13 protein-coding genes are annotated in these 16,318 nt (G+C 70.6%); 6 read left to right on the forward strand and 7 right to left on the reverse strand.

Annotated elements, in window-relative coordinates:
• Both BKH32_RS04800 and BKH32_RS04805 read right to left on the reverse strand, forming a co-directional pair.
• Positions 1–1,905: AAA family ATPase (locus BKH32_RS04800; protein ID WP_075248884.1), on the reverse strand; the 1,905-nt coding region annotated here is incomplete at its 3' end.
• Positions 1,902–2,582 carry a hypothetical protein gene (locus BKH32_RS04805; protein WP_075248885.1) on the reverse strand — a complete coding sequence of 227 codons (681 nt, stop codon included), beginning with the start codon at positions 2,580–2,582 and terminating at the stop codon, positions 1,902–1,904. The genes BKH32_RS04805 and BKH32_RS04800, both read right to left, overlap by 4 nt.
• Before the next feature lie 203 nt (positions 2,583–2,785).
• Between BKH32_RS04805 and BKH32_RS04810 the strand changes: the two genes are divergently transcribed.
• Entirely contained in the window at positions 2,786–3,010 is a 225-nt protein-coding gene (locus tag BKH32_RS04810) for a helix-turn-helix domain-containing protein (RefSeq protein ID WP_075248886.1), read from the forward strand.
• Between the two features lie 20 nt (positions 3,011–3,030).
• Here BKH32_RS04810 and BKH32_RS04815 read toward each other — a convergent pair whose 3' ends face one another.
• A complete protein-coding gene (locus BKH32_RS04815; protein WP_075248887.1) occupies positions 3,031–3,579 on the reverse strand; it encodes a Fis family transcriptional regulator in 549 nt (182 codons plus the stop codon).
• Between the two features lie 180 nt (positions 3,580–3,759).
• On the opposite strand from BKH32_RS04815, the gene BKH32_RS04820 reads away from it, so the two are divergent.
• Together BKH32_RS04820 and BKH32_RS04825 are read left to right on the forward strand one after the other, a co-directional pair.
• Positions 3,760–4,605, forward strand: coding sequence for a LysM peptidoglycan-binding domain-containing protein (locus BKH32_RS04820; protein WP_075248888.1), 846 nt, complete (start codon positions 3,760–3,762; stop codon positions 4,603–4,605).
• A gap of 109 nt (positions 4,606–4,714) precedes the next feature.
• Complete coding sequence (locus BKH32_RS04825) at positions 4,715–5,230, forward strand: Rv3235 family protein (protein ID WP_075248889.1); 516 nt, start codon at positions 4,715–4,717, stop codon at positions 5,228–5,230.
• 71 nt (positions 5,231–5,301) lie between these two features.
• Here the strand turns inward: BKH32_RS04825 and secA are convergent, their stop codons facing one another.
• Positions 5,302–8,136 (reverse strand): preprotein translocase subunit SecA, encoded by a 2,835-nt coding sequence (gene secA / locus BKH32_RS04830; protein ID WP_075248890.1) that lies wholly within the window; start codon positions 8,134–8,136, stop codon positions 5,302–5,304.
• 308 nt (positions 8,137–8,444) lie between these two features.
• Here secA and BKH32_RS04835 point away from each other — a divergent pair, with 308 nt between their 5' ends.
• Both BKH32_RS04835 and hpf read left to right on the forward strand, forming a co-directional pair.
• On the forward strand, positions 8,445–9,368 hold the full coding sequence (locus tag BKH32_RS04835) for a ComF family protein (protein ID WP_075248891.1): 924 nt from the start codon (positions 8,445–8,447) through the stop codon (positions 9,366–9,368).
• A gap of 215 nt (positions 9,369–9,583) precedes the next feature.
• Positions 9,584–10,234: a ribosome hibernation-promoting factor, HPF/YfiA family gene (gene hpf, locus BKH32_RS04840; protein WP_075248892.1), complete on the forward strand. Its 651-nt coding sequence runs from the start codon at positions 9,584–9,586 to the stop codon at positions 10,232–10,234.
• Positions 10,235–10,347: 113 nt separating this feature from the next.
• Here the strand turns inward: hpf and BKH32_RS04845 are convergent, their stop codons facing one another.
• The 3 genes from BKH32_RS04845 to mtrA are packed head-to-tail and all read right to left on the reverse strand — an operon-like array spanning position 10,348 to position 14,730.
• Complete coding sequence (locus tag BKH32_RS04845) at positions 10,348–12,135, reverse strand: GerMN domain-containing protein (protein ID WP_075248922.1); 1,788 nt, start codon at positions 12,133–12,135, stop codon at positions 10,348–10,350.
• Positions 12,132–14,015, reverse strand: coding sequence for an MtrAB system histidine kinase MtrB (mtrB, locus tag BKH32_RS04850; RefSeq protein ID WP_075248893.1), 1,884 nt, complete (start codon positions 14,013–14,015; stop codon positions 12,132–12,134). Before mtrB ends, BKH32_RS04845 begins: the two co-directional genes overlap by 4 nt.
• Positions 14,016–14,049: 34 nt before the next feature.
• Entirely contained in the window at positions 14,050–14,730 is a 681-nt protein-coding gene (gene mtrA / locus BKH32_RS04855; RefSeq protein ID WP_003786992.1) for an MtrAB system response regulator MtrA, read from the reverse strand.
• 270 nt (positions 14,731–15,000) lie between these two features.
• Here mtrA and BKH32_RS04860 point away from each other — a divergent pair, with 270 nt between their 5' ends.
• Positions 15,001–16,311: a hypothetical protein gene (locus BKH32_RS04860; protein ID WP_075248894.1), complete on the forward strand. Its 1,311-nt coding sequence runs from the start codon at positions 15,001–15,003 to the stop codon at positions 16,309–16,311.
• Positions 16,312–16,318 lie beyond the last annotated feature (7 nt).

Consider the following 16,318-nt stretch of genomic DNA (forward strand, 5'->3'; position numbering starts at 1 on the left):
TTGCGCCACCCCTGGGGGCGCTCCTGTGCCCGGCGCCGCCCCCGCGCCGGGCCACGGCGCCGCCGAGGGCCAGTGCGGCGAGCCGGGGGCCGGCCCCTGCGGCTGGTTCGCCACCTGGTTCACCGGCCGGATCGATGGCGGCAGGCCCGGAGGGGACTGCGGCGGGGCCTGGGTGAGCCCGTTGGGCGCCTGGGGAGCCGGCGCTCGTTCACCGGCCGCCTGTCCCCCGTCCCCACTTCTGCGGCGGCGCCTCGCACCTGTGCTGCGTGCGCTCGAGCGGCTCCTGCTTCTAGCGGTTGTGGCCTGAGCCGCGGAGTCCCTGTGTTCCCGGCGCCCGCCACGCCTCTTCGAGCGCCGCAGCAGGGAACGATGCGGGGAGCGGATCTTGCGGGCAGCAGCCGCCCGCGGATCGATCCGGTCGACCAGCGCCCTGAGGGCCTTGCCCAGGGCGCTGGAGGGCGCCTGCTCCAGGACGGTGCACCCCTGGAGCAGGCAGGCATCGGCCGTCGCCGCGTCGTCGGGCAGGAGCACAATGTCCTCCAGCCCGCCGAAACGCGCCAGCGCCTCTCGCAGAGCCAGCTGGGGAGAGGGTCCTGCGGCCGAGGCCCGCACCCGGTTGACGACGACCTCGACCCGACCGACGGGGTTCATGGAGGCCCCCATCTCATCGAGGAGCTGGAGCAGACGGCGCACCCCGACGGGATCGGCCCCGCCGACGACCAGAATCACGTCGGCGTGCGACACCAGGTCGGCGGTCACGGCCCCGCGCCCGGGCTCGAGGGTGAAGTCGTCGACATCATCATCGGCGGGTCCACCGGCGACGTCGACGACGGTCCAGGCCGCGGCCCGACGGCACTGCGCCCACACCTCGGTCATCGAGGCCGGCGGCAGCTCGCGCCAGCGCCCCGACCTCCCCAGGCCGCCCAGGAGGAAGAGCCCGCCGCCCACCGGCGCCAGGATTCGTCGAAAGCTCTCGGCGTCAAGGCGGCCATGGGTGGCCAGGCGGGCCGCTCCGGCCAGGGCCGAGGAGTCCTCCGGCATGCCGAGGAGCTGGACGAGGCTGGGAGCCTCGACGTCGGCGTCCACGAGGATCGCACCGTCACAGGCGGCCAGGCCGTGGGCGAGGGAGGCGGAGACCGTCGAGCGTCCGGGAGCGCCATGAGGCCCCCACACCAGGACGATCCTCCCGTCAGGCTCCTCATCCGCCCGACTCATGACAACCGGGAACGCAGGCTCTGGCACGTTGGTTCCAGCCGGTCCCCGGCCGCTTCGCAGACTCTGCCCCGCCCCCTCCCCGGCTCCCGCGTCGTGAGAGGTCGGGGGCACCTGTGACGGCGCCGTTCCGCCCTCTGGGGATCCGGGCGACTGGCGCCACAGCTCTTCGAGCCAGGCGGTCTCCTGAGCGGCCGCCTTCGAGTCCGTCGAAGCGGGGGTGGCGGCGCTCAGCCAGTCGGTGCTCGCGGCCGCCGGCCCGGTCACGGCCTGCGGGACGGCGCCTCCTGCACCGCCGCGGACCGGTCCCGCCGCGGTGGAGCCTCCGTCGGAGGGCGCTGCGCGACGCACGAGGTCCTGCAGCGTCGAGCAGATGCGGCCGGGCTCCGCATCGCGTCTGAGAACCGGCCATCCCGCGCTGCGCCAGCGTTCCTCCTCGCGAGCCTCCACCAGGAGCAGCCCGCTCAGGCCTGCGCGCGCGAGTCGATCCAGGACGGTGCGGTCGATCTCGTCGAAGCCGGTGTCCAGCAGGGCGAAGCTCGCCAAGCCGGCCATCCCCGCTGAGAGCAGCTCGGGCAGGTCGGCGCATCGGCGGACGACGCACAGCCCGCTTCCCGCCTGGCTCAGCGCCCGCAGGATGTCGGCGTCGTCGCCGCTGAGGGCTAGGAGGACTCCGGCCCCCGGGGCGCTCACGAGGTCTTCTCCGCGGGTGCTTCCTGGCCCGTGGGCACCAGGACGAGCGCGCCCTCCTGCCCGACGGCGCTGAGAACGGCGGCGAGGGAGGCTTCGGGGACCTTGACCTCCACCCCGGTGCCGGGTCCGGAGATCAGCCCCTTGCCGGTCTCCCCGACCGAGGCGATCACCAGCCCTGTGGCCACGCGGCGGGCCCCAGATCCCTCGGCCTGTCCCGGCTGGCTGCTGGGACCGCTCTGAGCGGCCTGTCCGCCCTGTCCGGCCTGCGCGGTGGCGGGGGCCTGGGCCGCGGGCCTGCCCGCAACGCTCTCCTTGGGCACGATCCACAGATCGACGTAGTCACCGACCTTGGTTGAGGCCGGCAGGTTGGAGGCGACATTGAGGACCACTGGCCGCAGGGCCTGCTCCTGGCCGCTGTTGACGGCCGCCGTGGCCAACAGCTCCCCCTTGCGCATGGAGCGCGTGGCCACGGCGCCGTCCGGCAGGTGCCCGGCCTCGACATAGGCATCGGTGCCGGGGTGGGCCTCGACCACTGTGAGGACGCCGTCGGCAGTCAGGTCCGTCCCGGGAGCGACGTCCTGGGAGAGCACGTAGACGCGAGTGGTGTCAGCGGCCGCATCGACCGCCCAGGCCCCCAGGGCCACGGCCGCGGCCACCAGGACCACTCCCCCGGCCATACGTGGATCCTTCCACGCAGGACGGCGCCAGCGACCACCGCGGGGCTGCTCAAGACTCGTCAGGGACCGGCTGCGGCGGGATGACATCACGGGAATCCTCCTTGATCTCCTGTAATCATCGTTGGGATAAAATAGTACCCCAAGGTTATCCACAAGCGTCTTTAAGAATTGTGGAGAGGATCCGGCAGTGGGATCATCGTGGTATGAGCACACGATTCCTGACCATCGCCGACGTCGCCGAGCAGCTGCAGCTGTCCGCCCAGGCCGTGCGCGCCCTCATCCGCACCGGCGACCTACCCGCCATTCAAGTCGGCGCCCGCAAGCTCTGGCGCATCGAGGACCAGGCCCTGGAGGACTACATCCAGCGCCAGCTCGCCTCAACCAGGGCCATGGTCGCGGCGGGCTGGAACGAGGACGAGGAGCCCTGACCCCCGCCCACCAGCCGCCGTCAGCGACTGCGCAGCACCTCGATGGCAGCGGTCATGACGCTGACGACCCCTGCGCCGCCCACCCCGGGAGCGCGACGCGAGCGGCTCCCTCCCTCAGGGTCGACGGCGACATCGACATGGTCCGCACCCACCCGGACCAGCCGCCCCACCACTTCTCCGGAGCCCACCACTAGACGCACCCGCGCTCCCCGCCGGGCGACCTCACGCATCAGAGCCGTCAGCGTGGGTCTGCGTCGACCATCCCGGGGCGCCGGGCCGGCCAGCGACATCGCGGTGGCCACCGCACCCACCGGGACAACGGCCTGCAGCCCCTCCCCCTCATCGATGAGGACGTAGGAGGGCTCCACCCGGCACACCACGCCGTCAACGGGGACACCGCTGCGAGTGCGCAGGTGGATGAGCCTCCCCACCGAGCCTCGCAGACGGTCAACGACCTCGATGGAGGCATGCTCGGCCTCCGCGAGCTCGGCGCTCTGCGCCACCAGGTCCGCACGGCGCTCAGCATCGAAGCTGCTCTCCAGGTCGGCAATCATCGCGTCCCAGTCCATGGGCCCACCTCACCACAGTCCGCCCGCCGAGGAAAGCACTCCGAGGCAACTCAGGTCGCGCTCCGCCACCATCAGCGCCCTCCAGTACCACACCCCCGGGCCTCAGCATGTCACACCGTCACTATTGACATCATCACACCATAGGAGTACACCTAACATTATCAAACGACACCATCGACGATGGAGGGTGACATGGGAGCTCGTCAACGGCTGGCGCTCCTGACCGGAGCATCAGGGGCTGTGCTGATCCTTCTGGGACGCACGGCCCACGGCGCCGCGGAGCAGCTCGCGAAGCTCCCACCGCAGTCCTGGGGGCTGAGTGAGCTGTCGGACGCCGTCGTCGCCGGAACCTGCGCATGCGGGACCCTGGGGGCCTTGTGGCACGTGGTCTCAGCCCTCCTGGCCCTCATGGCGCTTCCCGCAGCGAACGGGCCCGATCCCCTCCGTCCAGGCGGCATCTCCGCGCTGGCCGCCAGAATCCTCGCGACCTGGGGAGCTCCTGCGGTCAGACGCATCACCGCCTCCGCACTGCTCGTCTCCCTGTCCTCGGCGCCCGCGCTGGCCGCCCAGGACACCGGCGGCGGGGACGATCTGGGATGGCGACCCACCAGCTCGGCGCCAGCCTCACCACCGTCGCAGTCCTCGACGCCGTCGCCGCTGCCCGAGCAGCCCCCTTCGAGCGCTTCGACCGGTTCCAACGACTCGGACAGCGCACACCGGTCGGCGGACTCGGCTCCGCCGAGCAGCCAGGCGGCGCAGCCCTCCACCGACCCCGGTTCCCCGCCCCCGTCGAGGCCCACCCATACCGTCGCACCCGGCGAGAGCCTGTGGTCGATCACCGCCCGCCTTCTGCCCGCCGACTCCGGCCCCGCGCGGATCGCGCAGGCCTGGCCGGCCCTGTATCGCGCCAACTCCGAGGTGATCGGCGCCGACCCGTCCTTGATCCAACCCGGCACGGTCCTGAGTGTCCCGGACCCCCTGCCCGCACCGGGCACAACGACAGGAGGTCAGGCGCCCTCACGATGAACCGCCACGTACCAGCACCGCCGGACTCCACCGCCGGACTCCAATGCCGCCCCCGACCCGCCTCCTACTCCGTGCCCACCGAGCGCCCGCCCACTGTCAGGAGCCCACCATGACCGCGACCGCTACCGCCCAAGCCATCCGCCCCGCACGCCGCAAGACCGGCGCTCAACGTCGTAGCCGCCCCGCACCGAGTCACCCGACGCCGACTCGTGCGGTTCCGCAGAAGCCCTCCAAGCCCGTGAACGACTCCGGATCCGTCACACGGGAAGCCTCCCTGACAAGACGGCCCGCCGCCGGAGCCGACGCCTCACGCACGGCCGCGATCGTGGTGACTGCCGCCAGCGAGGTCCTGGCCGGGCTGCGCCCCGTGGATCACCTGGTCCGTTGGACCAGCCCCTCCCTGTTCGAGGCCCTCGCCCGCCGGGCGGGCCTGGCCGCCCGGATCCTGGGACGCCAGACGAGCCCGCGACGGCCACGCATCCGCAGCGTGCGCACCGAGCTGACCATGTCGGGGGCCTGCGAGGCCACCGTCCTGCTGGAGGAGGGAAACCGGGTCCGGGCCGCTGCAGCACGCCTGGAGCTGCTGCGCGAGCGCTGGATCCTCACCGGCCTGGAGATGGCGTGATCCCGTCGGAACCGGGTTGGTCGCCGGGTCCCGACGGGATCATCGACAGTCGTGTCGGCTCTCGCTGAGCCTCAGTGCCGGCGCTTCTTCTTGGAGCGACGGCGCTCGGCCCGGTTGCCGCCCGAGTTGGCGCCGGACCCGGAGGCCCTGCGCGAAGGGGTCCCTGAGGTCTCCTCCTCACCGGACTCGCTGGGGCCGGAGTACGTGACCCGCTGCTCCATGGACGCCTGCCCGGTGTCCCCCAGAACCGTGCCGCGTCCCCGGCCGTCAGCCTGGCCCACGCGGATACCAGCCGCAGCGGTGGCGTTGGCCTTGGCGACCGCCTGGGCCGCCTCGACGGTGCCGTCCTCGGCGGCGCGCTGGGCGGCGGCGTCGAAGCGGGTGACGTTGGCGAAGATCTGCTCGACGGTCTCCTCCCGGATCCCCTCCATCATCGCCCGGAACATGCGGGCACCCTCGTTGGCGTACTCCACGAGCGGGTCGCGCTGGGCCATCGCCCGCAGACCGATGCCCTCCTTGAGGTAGTCCATCTCGTAGAGGTGCTCCCGCCAACGCTTGTCCACCACGGCCAGCAGGATACGGCGCTCCAGGGTGCGCATGGGCTCCTCGCCGAGCTGGACATGGGCCAGGGCGTTGGCCTCGATGCGGGCCTCGGCGTCCTCGTAGGCCACGGCGACATCCTCACTGAGCTCCTCGATGAGACGCTCCGAGGTCAGTGCGTCCTTGCCGCCCAGCGCCTCGACGACCTCGTCCTGGGTCAGGCCCACCGGGTAGAGGCTGCCGAGCTCGCTCCACAGGGCGTCCAGGTCCCACTCGTCGGGGCGTCCCTCGGCCGTGCCGGCCTCGACGATGGAGGTGACGGCCTGGGCCCGGAAGGCCTCGATCTGAGGCTCGAGGTCCTCGCCGTCCAGGACGCGGCGGCGCTCGGAGTAGACCTTCTCGCGCTGCTCGGTCATGACGTCGTCGTACTTGAGGACGTTCTTGCGGATCTCGTAGTTGCGCGACTCCACCTGACGCTGGGCTCCGGCGATGCCACGGGTGACCATCTTGGACTCCAGGGGGACGTCGTCGGGGTAGGCGCCCGAGGACATGATGCGCTGGGCGAGCCCGGAGGCGAACATGCGCATGAGGTCGTCCTCCATGGACAGGTAGAAGCGGGACTCGCCCGGGTCCCCCTGACGGCCGGAGCGGCCGCGCAGCTGGTTGTCGATGCGTCGCGACTCGTGGCGCTCGGTGCCCAGCACGTAGAGGCCGCCGAGCTCGACGACCTCGTCGTGCTCGGCCCGGCAGGCCTCCTTAGCGGCCGCAAGGGCCTGCGGCCAGGCCTTCTCGTACTCCTCGGCGTTCTCCTCGGGGTCCAGGCCGGCCTCCTTGAGGGCGGTGACCGCGATGTGCTCGGCGTTGCCGCCCAGCATGATGTCGGTTCCACGTCCGGCCATGTTGGTGGCCACGGTGACGGCGCCCTTGCGGCCGGCCATGGCCACGACGGCGGCCTCGCGGGCGTGCTGCTTGGCGTTGAGGACCTCGTGAGGGATGCCCTGCTCGCGCAGACGCTCGGAGAGGATCTCCGACTTCTCCACGCTGGTGGTGCCCACCAGGACCGGCTGGCCGAGCTCGTGACGCTCGGCGATGTCGTCGACGACGGCGTCGAGCTTGGCCTCGACGGTGGTGTAGACGAGGTCGGGCTGGTCCTCACGGATCATGGGCTTGTTGGTGGGGATCGGGACGACGCCGATCTTGTAGGTGCCGGCGAACTCGGCGGCCTCGGTCTCGGCGGTACCGGTCATGCCCGAGCGCGAGCCCTCGGGGTAGAGGCGGAAGTAGTTCTGGAGGGTGATGGTGGCCAGGGTCTGGTTCTCGGCCTTGATCTCCACGCGCTCCTTGGCCTCGATGGCCTGGTGCATGCCCTCGTTGTAGCGGCGGCCGGGCAGGACGCGGCCGGTGTGCTCGTCGACGATGAGGACCTCGCCGTCGCGCACGATGTAGTCCTTGTCCCGGTGGAAGAGCTCCTTGGCCTTGATGGCGTTGTTGAGGAAGCCGATCAGGGGGGTGTTCTCCGACTCGTAGAGGTTGTCCACCCCGAGGTAGTCCTCCACCCGCTCGATGCCGGCGGAGAGCACGCCCACGGTGCGCTTCTTCTCGTCGACCTCGTAGTCCTTGCCCGCGCGCAGGCGCTCGGAGATCGTGGCGAACTCCTTGTACCACTTGTTGACGTCCCCGCTGGCCGGACCGGAGATGATGAGCGGGGTGCGGGCCTCGTCGATGAGGATGGAGTCGACCTCGTCGACGATGACGAAGGCGTGACCGCGCTGGACCAGGTCCTCGGGACGCTGGGCCATGTTGTCGCGCAGGTAGTCGAAGCCGAACTCGTTGTTGGTGCCGTAGGTGATGTCGCAGGCGTACTGCTCGCGGCGCTCGGCGGGAGTCTGGCCCACGAGGATGCAGCCGGTGGTCAGCCCCAGGAAGCGGTGGACGCGCCCCATGAGGTCGGACTGGTACTCGGCGAGGTAGTCGTTGACGGTCACGACGTGGACGCCCTTGCCGGTCAGGGCCCGCAGGTAGGAGGGCATCGTGGCCACGAGGGTCTTGCCCTCACCGGTCTTCATCTCGGCGATGTTGCCGCGGTGGAGGGCCGCCCCGCCCATGATCTGGACGTGGTAGGGGCGCATGCCCAGGACGCGGTCGGCCGCCTCCACCACCGTGGCGAAGGCCTCGGGAAGCAGGTCGTCGAGGCTCTCCCCGCCGTCCTGGTAGCGCTCCTTGAGATCATCGGTCATCTCGCGCAGCTCGGCGTCGGAGAGGTCGCTGTACTCGTCGGCGAGAGCCTCCACCTGGTCGGCGATGACATCAAGCTTCTTCAAGGTGCGGCCCTCGCCAATGCGAAGGATCCGGTCCACGATCGACACGCTGCATTCTCCCTTGGGACGTCAGATTGCGAAGAGCGACGATGAGACGCAGGCCGTATCAACCGAGCCGGCCGACTCGACATCGGCGCAGGATCGGCTCGGTATCGGCTCAGGTCTCACCGGCTACCTGCCTCCGTACTCTAGTGGACCTCGCTGGGCGGCGGCCTTTCCAGCACCGAGATTCTTCCCACCGAGGACACAGGTGGAGCACGGGGCCACAGGAGACGGCGACGGCGACTGTCCCGTCGCCGTGTGGACCGCGAGCGCCCGCAGGGGCGGGAAGGATCCGCCTGCGCCACAGTGAGGGCATGGCCCACCACCACCGCGAGACCCGACGCCCCGCCGCACGGCGCCCGCCGCTGGGCCTGCCTGGGCATTTCTCACCGGGCCTGTCCCTGGGGCTGCCGACGAGCTGTGCGGGCTGCGGGCGCTGGGAGACGGCGCTGTGCCCGCGGTGCCGAGAGCTGCTCGAGGCCGGTCCCTTCGCCGTGGAGCACGCCGACGCCGCCGGGGACCTGGACATCTGGGCCCTGGCGTCCTACACCGGCCCGGTGCGCGCCATGGTGCTGGGGTGGAAGAACGGTGCCCGGGAGGACCTGTCGGAGGTGATGGCCCGATCCGGTCGGCGCCTGGGGCGCTGGTGGGCGCTGACGCACCCGCCGGAGGAGATCTGGGAGAGCCCGCCGTGGGACGTGCGGGCACTGCTCGTGGTCCCGGCTCCCTCCGGGATCGTGCGCCGCCTGCGCGGCCGGCTGGTGGCGGCCCGCCTGGCCGACGCCGTCACCCGGGGGATCTGCGAGCAGTGGGCCGGGCGGCGGCCCGCAGCGCTCGTCCTGAGCACGGACCTGCTGCGCCGTCGGGGCGGCGGGGCGCATCAGGCGGGTCGATCCGCCCGTCAGCGGCGGGGCAACCGATCCGCGGCTCCGCGCCTGCTGGCCGCCGTCACCGGCCTGCCGATCCTCCTGGTTGACGACGTCGTGACCACCGGGGCCACTCTGGGCGCCTGCGCCCGGGCCCTGCGGGCGGGCGGCGGGCGGGTCCTGGGGGCCCTGGCGCTGAGCGCCGCCCCGCCCCCGGCGCATGCGCGTACCGCGGTACCGGTCGGCCCCTCCCCGGCGGGCAGCGGAGACCGCGGTACTCGTCGCCATATTGATCCGGGAGCCTCCGCCTTGTCCGCCTGCGGCGATCAGGAGGCTTCCTCTGGGCGTGGCGCGCACGAAAGGGAGGCGTGAACAGCCCCGCATGGTGTACCTTATGTGGCACAACGCACAGGCGGTTCCCGACGCCGACAAGGACAGTCGGCCGGGTCCCCGCCTCGGTGCCTGAGGGCCCTCACGAGGTGATCAGGAGGTGATGACACCAGTCCGAACCCGCCGTGAGACGTGGCGGGTACTTGTCGCACACGGCCCGTCAGGGCCGGCCCACGAGCCCAGAAAGAGGTTCCACCATGGATATCACCGTCGTCGGTCGTAACGCCGAGATCAGTTCTCGCCTGCGCGACTACGTCGAGGACAAGGCCGTCAAGGTTGAGCAGTTCGACCCCCGTGTCCAGCGCGTCGAGGTGGAGGTCACCCACGAGCGCAACCCGCGCCAGGCCGACACCGCCGAGAGAGTGGAGATCACCGTCGTCTCCAAGGGCCCGATCATCCGGGCGGAGGCCTCCTCCTCGGACCGCTTCGCCGCTTTTGATATCGCCATGGGCAAGCTGACCGAGCGCCTTCGTCGGGCCAGGGATCGCAAGAAGGACCACCACCGCCGCCACACCGTGGCCGTACCGAATGAGGACCTCCAGGCAGCACCCGGCGTGGAGGAGCCCCTCGTTCCCGAGACCGGTGACGCGCCGATCGAGGACTCCCCCTCCGCACCCACCGAGACTGGTGTCGCCGTTGAGGCGCAGCTCGGCGACTCCCCGGTGATCGTGCGTCAGAAGCTGCACGAGGCCAAGCCGATGACCGTTGACGAGGCCCTTTACCAGATGGAGCTGGTGGGGCACCCCTTCTACCTGTTCATCGAGAAGTCCTCCAAGCAGCCCTGCGCCGTCTACCACCGTCACGGGTGGACCTACGGCGTCATCCGCCTGGACGCCCAGGTGCTGTAGCCCCATCCGGCCCCGCGGCGCGGGGCCCGTCCAGATATCCGGGTGCTCCGTGGTCCTGACCGACCGGGGGCACCCGGAACTGTGTGTCGGGGCGTCGTCGGGGCGGGCGCGGATCAGGGCAGGGGGAAGGAGGGATCGCTGACCTCGGAGGTGAGCACCCGCCACATCGCCCCGCGACGCTGCCAGGTCTGCCCGCTCTCATCAATGATGAGGAGGGACTCCTCGGAGCGGTCGGAGATGACGGAGCGGGCCCCGCGCACCCCGACCAGCGTGTTGACCGCCCCGCCGACCTGAACGAGACGCACCTCCGGCACGCCTCCGCCCTCGGTGCCGGCAGAGGCCAGAACGCACACGGCATTGGGGGCGCACCAGGACAGTCCGCGCATGCCCTTCTCACTGGCGTGGGGCACCTCCAGGGCCGGCCCCAGCCCGGTGGGACGACCGTCCTGGTCCCTGATGATGATGGCGACGGCGACCCGTCCGTCGGTTCGCCGCACGGCGATCCGCTCGGACTCCACGGACAGGTCGAAGGCCGTGACCGCGCCATCCTGCAGCCAGGACGACTCCAGGGTGGCGCGCTGCCCCGAGCCGTTGACGGCGGTCAGACGACCCTCGGCCAGCAACCAGGCCCAGCCGTGCCGGTCGCCCATCGGCGCCCCCAGTCCACCGGCGCCCGCGGAGGCATCCCCCACCGAGAGGATGACGCTGGCGGACGCCTGCCCCCGGGGCAGGCGCAGCAGGCTGGAGGCCGACAACGCATAGACGGACCCGTCCGCCCCCAGGCTCGGGCTGCGGGCCTCACTGGTCCCCAGGACCCGGTCGGTCGCCAAGGTGATGCGCCTGGCCCCCGTGCCGCGCACGACCGAGCCCTCCGACATGCCCACGATGGCTCCGACCTCGGGGGCCATCGGTGTCAGCTGGGCGGGGGCGCCGAGGTCGACGGTGCCGGCGAGCACTCGTACGTGGTCGATACCGCTGATCTGAACGAGGCTCTGCTCGATCTGGGCCACCATGAGCCGACGGGCGTCCTCCGAGGCGGGGTCGGAGTCCGCGCTCAGGTGGACGGTGGCGGTGCCCGCCTCGACGACGACCCCCCGCCCCGCCCGCTCGGCGTTGCGTGGGATGAGGTTGGTGGCCCCCTTCGCAAGCCAGTCCGAGGGCCCGGCCAGCAGCCCGGAGACGAGGGAGTCTGTCTGCGAGCTGCGCGGGTACCACCGCAGCTCGGGGACGAACCTGGAGCGGTCACGGGACAGGAAGGCCAGGGAGCTGACCGCGAAGTTCTGCATGAGTCGGGAGAAGGGCAGCAGGATGCCCTGGGGCAGACCGACGATGCGCCACTGGCCGGTGGAGTTGGTGGCCAGGGAGAACTCGCCGGCATAGGTGCTCCCCTCCGGGGCGGGGGTGAAGACGCCCAGGGAGTTGAGGACCCCCACCTGCCCGGAGGTCACCGTGAAGGAGCCGTTGGCCGCCACCGAGACCTGTGGCTCGGTCGACCCGCTGTAGGCACTCACCGTCTCCAGGGGCTTCCACTGCGCGACGGCGTGATCGCTGAGGAACTGCTTGGCGGTGGCGAAGTCGTCGGAGAACCCTGCGATGGTGGCGCGCAGGAAGCCGTTGACGATGTCCTCGGCCGAGTCCCCCTCGCCCGGTCCGGGCGCGGTCTCGATGAGGGCGTTGGTGTCGGAGGCGGCCACCCCGGAGCGGGTGACGCCGCTGGAGCTCGGAAGCGTCGTGCAGCCGGCCAGCACGCCTGCGGCCGTGGCCGAGATCAGTCCCAGCGCGCCGCGTCGCGACAGTCTGGCCGGAGCCGTCCGGGAGGCCTCGATGGACTCGACGGGCTCAGTGGGCTCGCAGGACGCGCGCCCCTCGGTGAGCGCGTTGCGGTTCGTCGGCTGCGTCATCGGCGCCACCCCTCTTCCTCAGTCTCCTCAGGTGTGCGGGTGGCGGGCTCCTGACCGGGAAGGACGACGACGACCCGGCCGACGTCCTCGGTGACCGCGTCATGGCTCTCCCCGGCCAGGGGGATGTCGCCCAGGACGACGCTCTGGCGTGCCCGGCGCGTGGCGGGCGCGGGCCCCAGGGGCCCGACCGGGGAGAAGGGGGACTCCTCGTCAATGGGGATGCCGGCGCGGGCCACGGCGGGCGCGTCCTGCGGGACGAGCTCGAGCGGCCCGGGGCCAGTCAGCCGGCCGGGACCGCCGTCAGTCCCCTGGGTGCGGGGCAGGACCAGCAGGAAGGAGGAGCCGTCGGCCGGCCATCCCCAGGCCGAGAGGCGACCGCCGTGCAGACGGGCGTCCTCCATGGCGATGGACAGTCCCAGGCCGGTCCCTCCCAGGCTGCGTTTGCGCGAGGGGTCGGCCCGGTAGAAGCGGTCGAAGACCTTGGTGACCACGTCAGGGCTCATGCCGATCCCGTGGTCGCGCACCCGCACCGCGACCGCGTCGTCGTCCACGGCGACGGTGACGTCCAGCGGCTTGCCCTCGCCGTGCTCGAGCGCGTTGACCACAAGGTTGCGGATGATGCGCTCGACCCTGGTGACATCGATCTCCGCGGTGGCCGGCTCCTCGGGGAGGTGGAGGCGCAGCTCGGTGCCGGTGGCGTCGAAGTGGAACTGGGTGGTCTCAATGACGGTGTCGACCACCTGGGCGAGGTCGATCCTCTCCAACCGGAGCTTGACGTTTCCGGAGTCGATGCGGGAGATGTCCAGCAGGTCGGTGAGCATGGTCTCGAAGCGGTCCACGGAGCTCGACAGGACCTGGATGCTGCGCAGGGCGAAGGGATCGGAGATCTCCTCGCGCGCGTCCTGGATCTGCTCCGTGGCCAGGCGGATCGAGGCCAGCGGGGTGCGCAGCTCGTGGGAGACGTCGGAGACGAAGAGGCGCTGCACCTTGGACAGGGACTCCAGGCGCTCGATCTGGTCCTCCAGTGAGGTCGCCATGTGGTTGAAGGACCTGGCCAGGGTGGATATCTCATCCTCCCCCTCAATGCTCAACCGCTCGGCCAGCAGCCCGGAGGCCAGACGCTCGGCGGCCCGGGCGGTGTGCCGCACGGGGCTGAGCACCCATCTGGTGAAGGCCCACACCACGACGATGAGGATGGCCAGGAAGCCCAGCCCCCCAATGGTGATGTTGCGCGAGGCCAGGGAGACGATGCGCTGCTCACTGGCCAGGCTGTAGACGAGGTAGAGGTCGTACTCCCCCGCCAGGGGCAGGCTCACCCGGGTCCCCACGATGAGCCCCGGATCCGTGCCCCCCTCATCGTTGGGAACCGCCACCGACTGCCAGTACTGGGCGCGCGCCCCGCCCTCATCAAGGGCCCGGGACATCTCACTGGTGATGAGGGAGCGCAGGCGGGTGTCGGTCTCCAGGTCGTTGACGACCGTCGTCGAGGTCTCCTCCTCGTTGCGCAGCATGAGAACCCCGACCCCTCCGGAGGAGGAGATCGAGTTCTTGGCGCCGTTGACCTGCCGCTCCGCCGTGGCCGAGACCTCATCAACGGTGACTGCCGTGGTCGAGTCGAACTCGGCCTGGGCGACGCTGGCGCGCAGCGCGGCGTCGGCGAGGATGACGTCACGCTGATCGGCGAACACCTCGGACCGGATCCGGTCGGTCACGAAGGTCAGCAGCAGCACGATGAGAAGCAGACCGATGACGGTGGCGGTGCACACCATGCGCACCTCCAGGCTGCGGCGCAGCAGCCCCGGCAGAGGCAGACGCCGGACAAGACCCTCATCCGCGGTGCCCACCGATGACCCCATCGACGTGCCCACTGAATTACGCATCGGGTTCATTGTATGGCGCCCGATGCGCCGTCGCTCACGCGGATTCGCCGACCCTGTAGCCGACACCGCGCACCGTCACCACGATCGAGGGACGCTCGGGGTCCTTCTCGATCTTGGCCCGCAGGCGCTGAACGTGGACATTGACCAGACGGGTGTCAGCCGGGTGCTGGTAGCCCCACACCTGGCTGAGGAGCTCCTCGCGGGTGAAGACCTTCCACGGCGAGCGGGCCAGGGTCACCAGCAGCTCGAACTCCAGCGGCGTCAGGGAGATGACCGACTCGCCGCGCTTGACCTGGTGACCGGCGACGTCGATGTCGAGGTCCCCGGCACGCACGTGCTCGGCCGCGCCGGGGTTGGTGCGGCGCAGACGGGTGGAGACGCGGGCCAGCAGCTCCTTGGACTTGAAGGGCTTGGTCACGTAGTCGTCCGCACCGGCCTCAAGACCGGCGACGACGTCCTGCGTGTCGGTGCGCGCGGTCAGCATGATGATCGGCACGTCGGACTCGGATCGGATGAGCCGGCAGATCTCGACGCCGTCGAGCCCCGGAAGCATGAGGTCGAGCAGGACCAGATCGGGGTTGACCTCGTGGAAGGCGTCCAGGGCCTTGGCCCCGTCATGACAAAGGGTGGGCGTGTAGCTCTCCGACTCCAGCATGATGCCGATCATCTCGGCCAGGGATGCATCGTCGTCGACGACCAGAATGCGCGTGCTCATAGCCCGTATCTTGGCATGAGCCCCAGGACCCGAGGGACATCCAGGCCACCGAGATGGCGTCCACAGTTTCCTCAGGGATTTACGAGAATCCCCTCAGTTACGGGAAAAAACGGCGTCAGCGCGCCCAAGAGCCAGGAATATTGCGGCCGAACCGTGATCTTCGAGGGGCCCCGGCCCGGACACGTCCACAGGGCAGCACGCAGCCCCAGCGGCATATTTCCTCCTTCAGGGGGAGGGCGCGACGACGGCCGAGCATGACAGCATGGGCTTATGAGTACCGATTCTCATCCCGACGACGTCAGTCCGAGCGGTGACTCGGGCCGTCAGCCCCCCACCGCCCCCGGTGGGGGCTTCGTCGGAGGCGACCAGGACGGATGGCAGGCCCCCGACGCCGGGGCCTTCACAGGAGCCCCCTCCTACCCGGCGCAGGACTCCGCACCGGGGGCTCAGTATCCCGGCTACGGCGGCTACCAGACGCCACCGGTCGGCCAGCCGGGCCACACGGGCGCATCGGGTCCCGGCTACACCACGTATCCCGGCGCTTCCGCGGGCCCCGGTGCACCCGGGTACCCGGGCTATGGCGGCTACACGTCGGTCCTGGCCCCCAAGCCGTCGATCATTCCGCTGCGGCCGCTGTCCATCGGGGAGATCCTCGGAGGCGCCTTCGAGTCCCTGCGCGCCAACCCCAAGGCGATGTTCGTGCCCGCGCTGGTGGTCATGAGCATCGTGGGGCTCATGTCCGCCGGCAGCCTCGCCCTGTTCCTGTCCCGGCTCAGCCTGCCGAACCTGACGTCCGGAAAGGTTGAGCTCTCCGACGCCGACCTGGAAGATATCGGGTCATCGTTGGTGGGCCTGTTCGTCCAGCTCGGCGTGACCAGCGTGCTGAGCATGCTGGCCACCTCGATCCTCATCGGCCTGCTCATCGTGACCGTCTCACGCACCATTCTGGGCCGCAAGGCCTCCCTGAGCGACGTGTGGCAGCGCACCCGACCGCGAGTGTGGGCCCTCATCGGTCAGACGCTCCTCATCCAGCTCATCCTCACCGTCATCACCGCCGTCTTCGTCGCGCTCGCCGTCGGCATCGGCTGGGCTCTCCTGGGGAACATCATCGTCAACGGGGCCGATGAGGACTCCGCCGGGGTCATCATCGTTGCCTTCCTGGTGCTCCTTGCGGTGATCGCCGCGCTCGGGCTGGCGACCTTCGCGCTGATGTGCAAGCTGTGCCTGGCACCGGCGGCACTGGTCCTGGAGAACATCGGCGTCCTCGAGGGGATCTCCCGCTCCTGGACCCTCACGCGGGGCTACTTCTGGCGGATCGTCGGCATCCGTCTGCTCTCCTTCATCATCGTCTTCTTCGCCACCCAGGTAGTGTCCCAGGGCGTGTCCATCGTCATGCAGGGGATCGCGTACGCCGCTCCGAGCACCACGATCGCGGTCATGGTGGCATCGACGCTGCTCAATAGCCTCATCCAGGCCGCGATCCTGCCCTTCGACTCCGCGGTGGTGGCGCTCATGTACACCGACCTGCGGATGCGCTCCGAGGGACTGGACGTCGAGCTGCGTCACGCCGCCGGAGTATGAGCCGGCC

This window comes from Actinomyces oris, from assembly GCF_001929375.1.
In the GTDB taxonomy this organism is placed as follows: domain Bacteria; phylum Actinomycetota; class Actinomycetes; order Actinomycetales; family Actinomycetaceae; genus Actinomyces; species Actinomyces oris_B.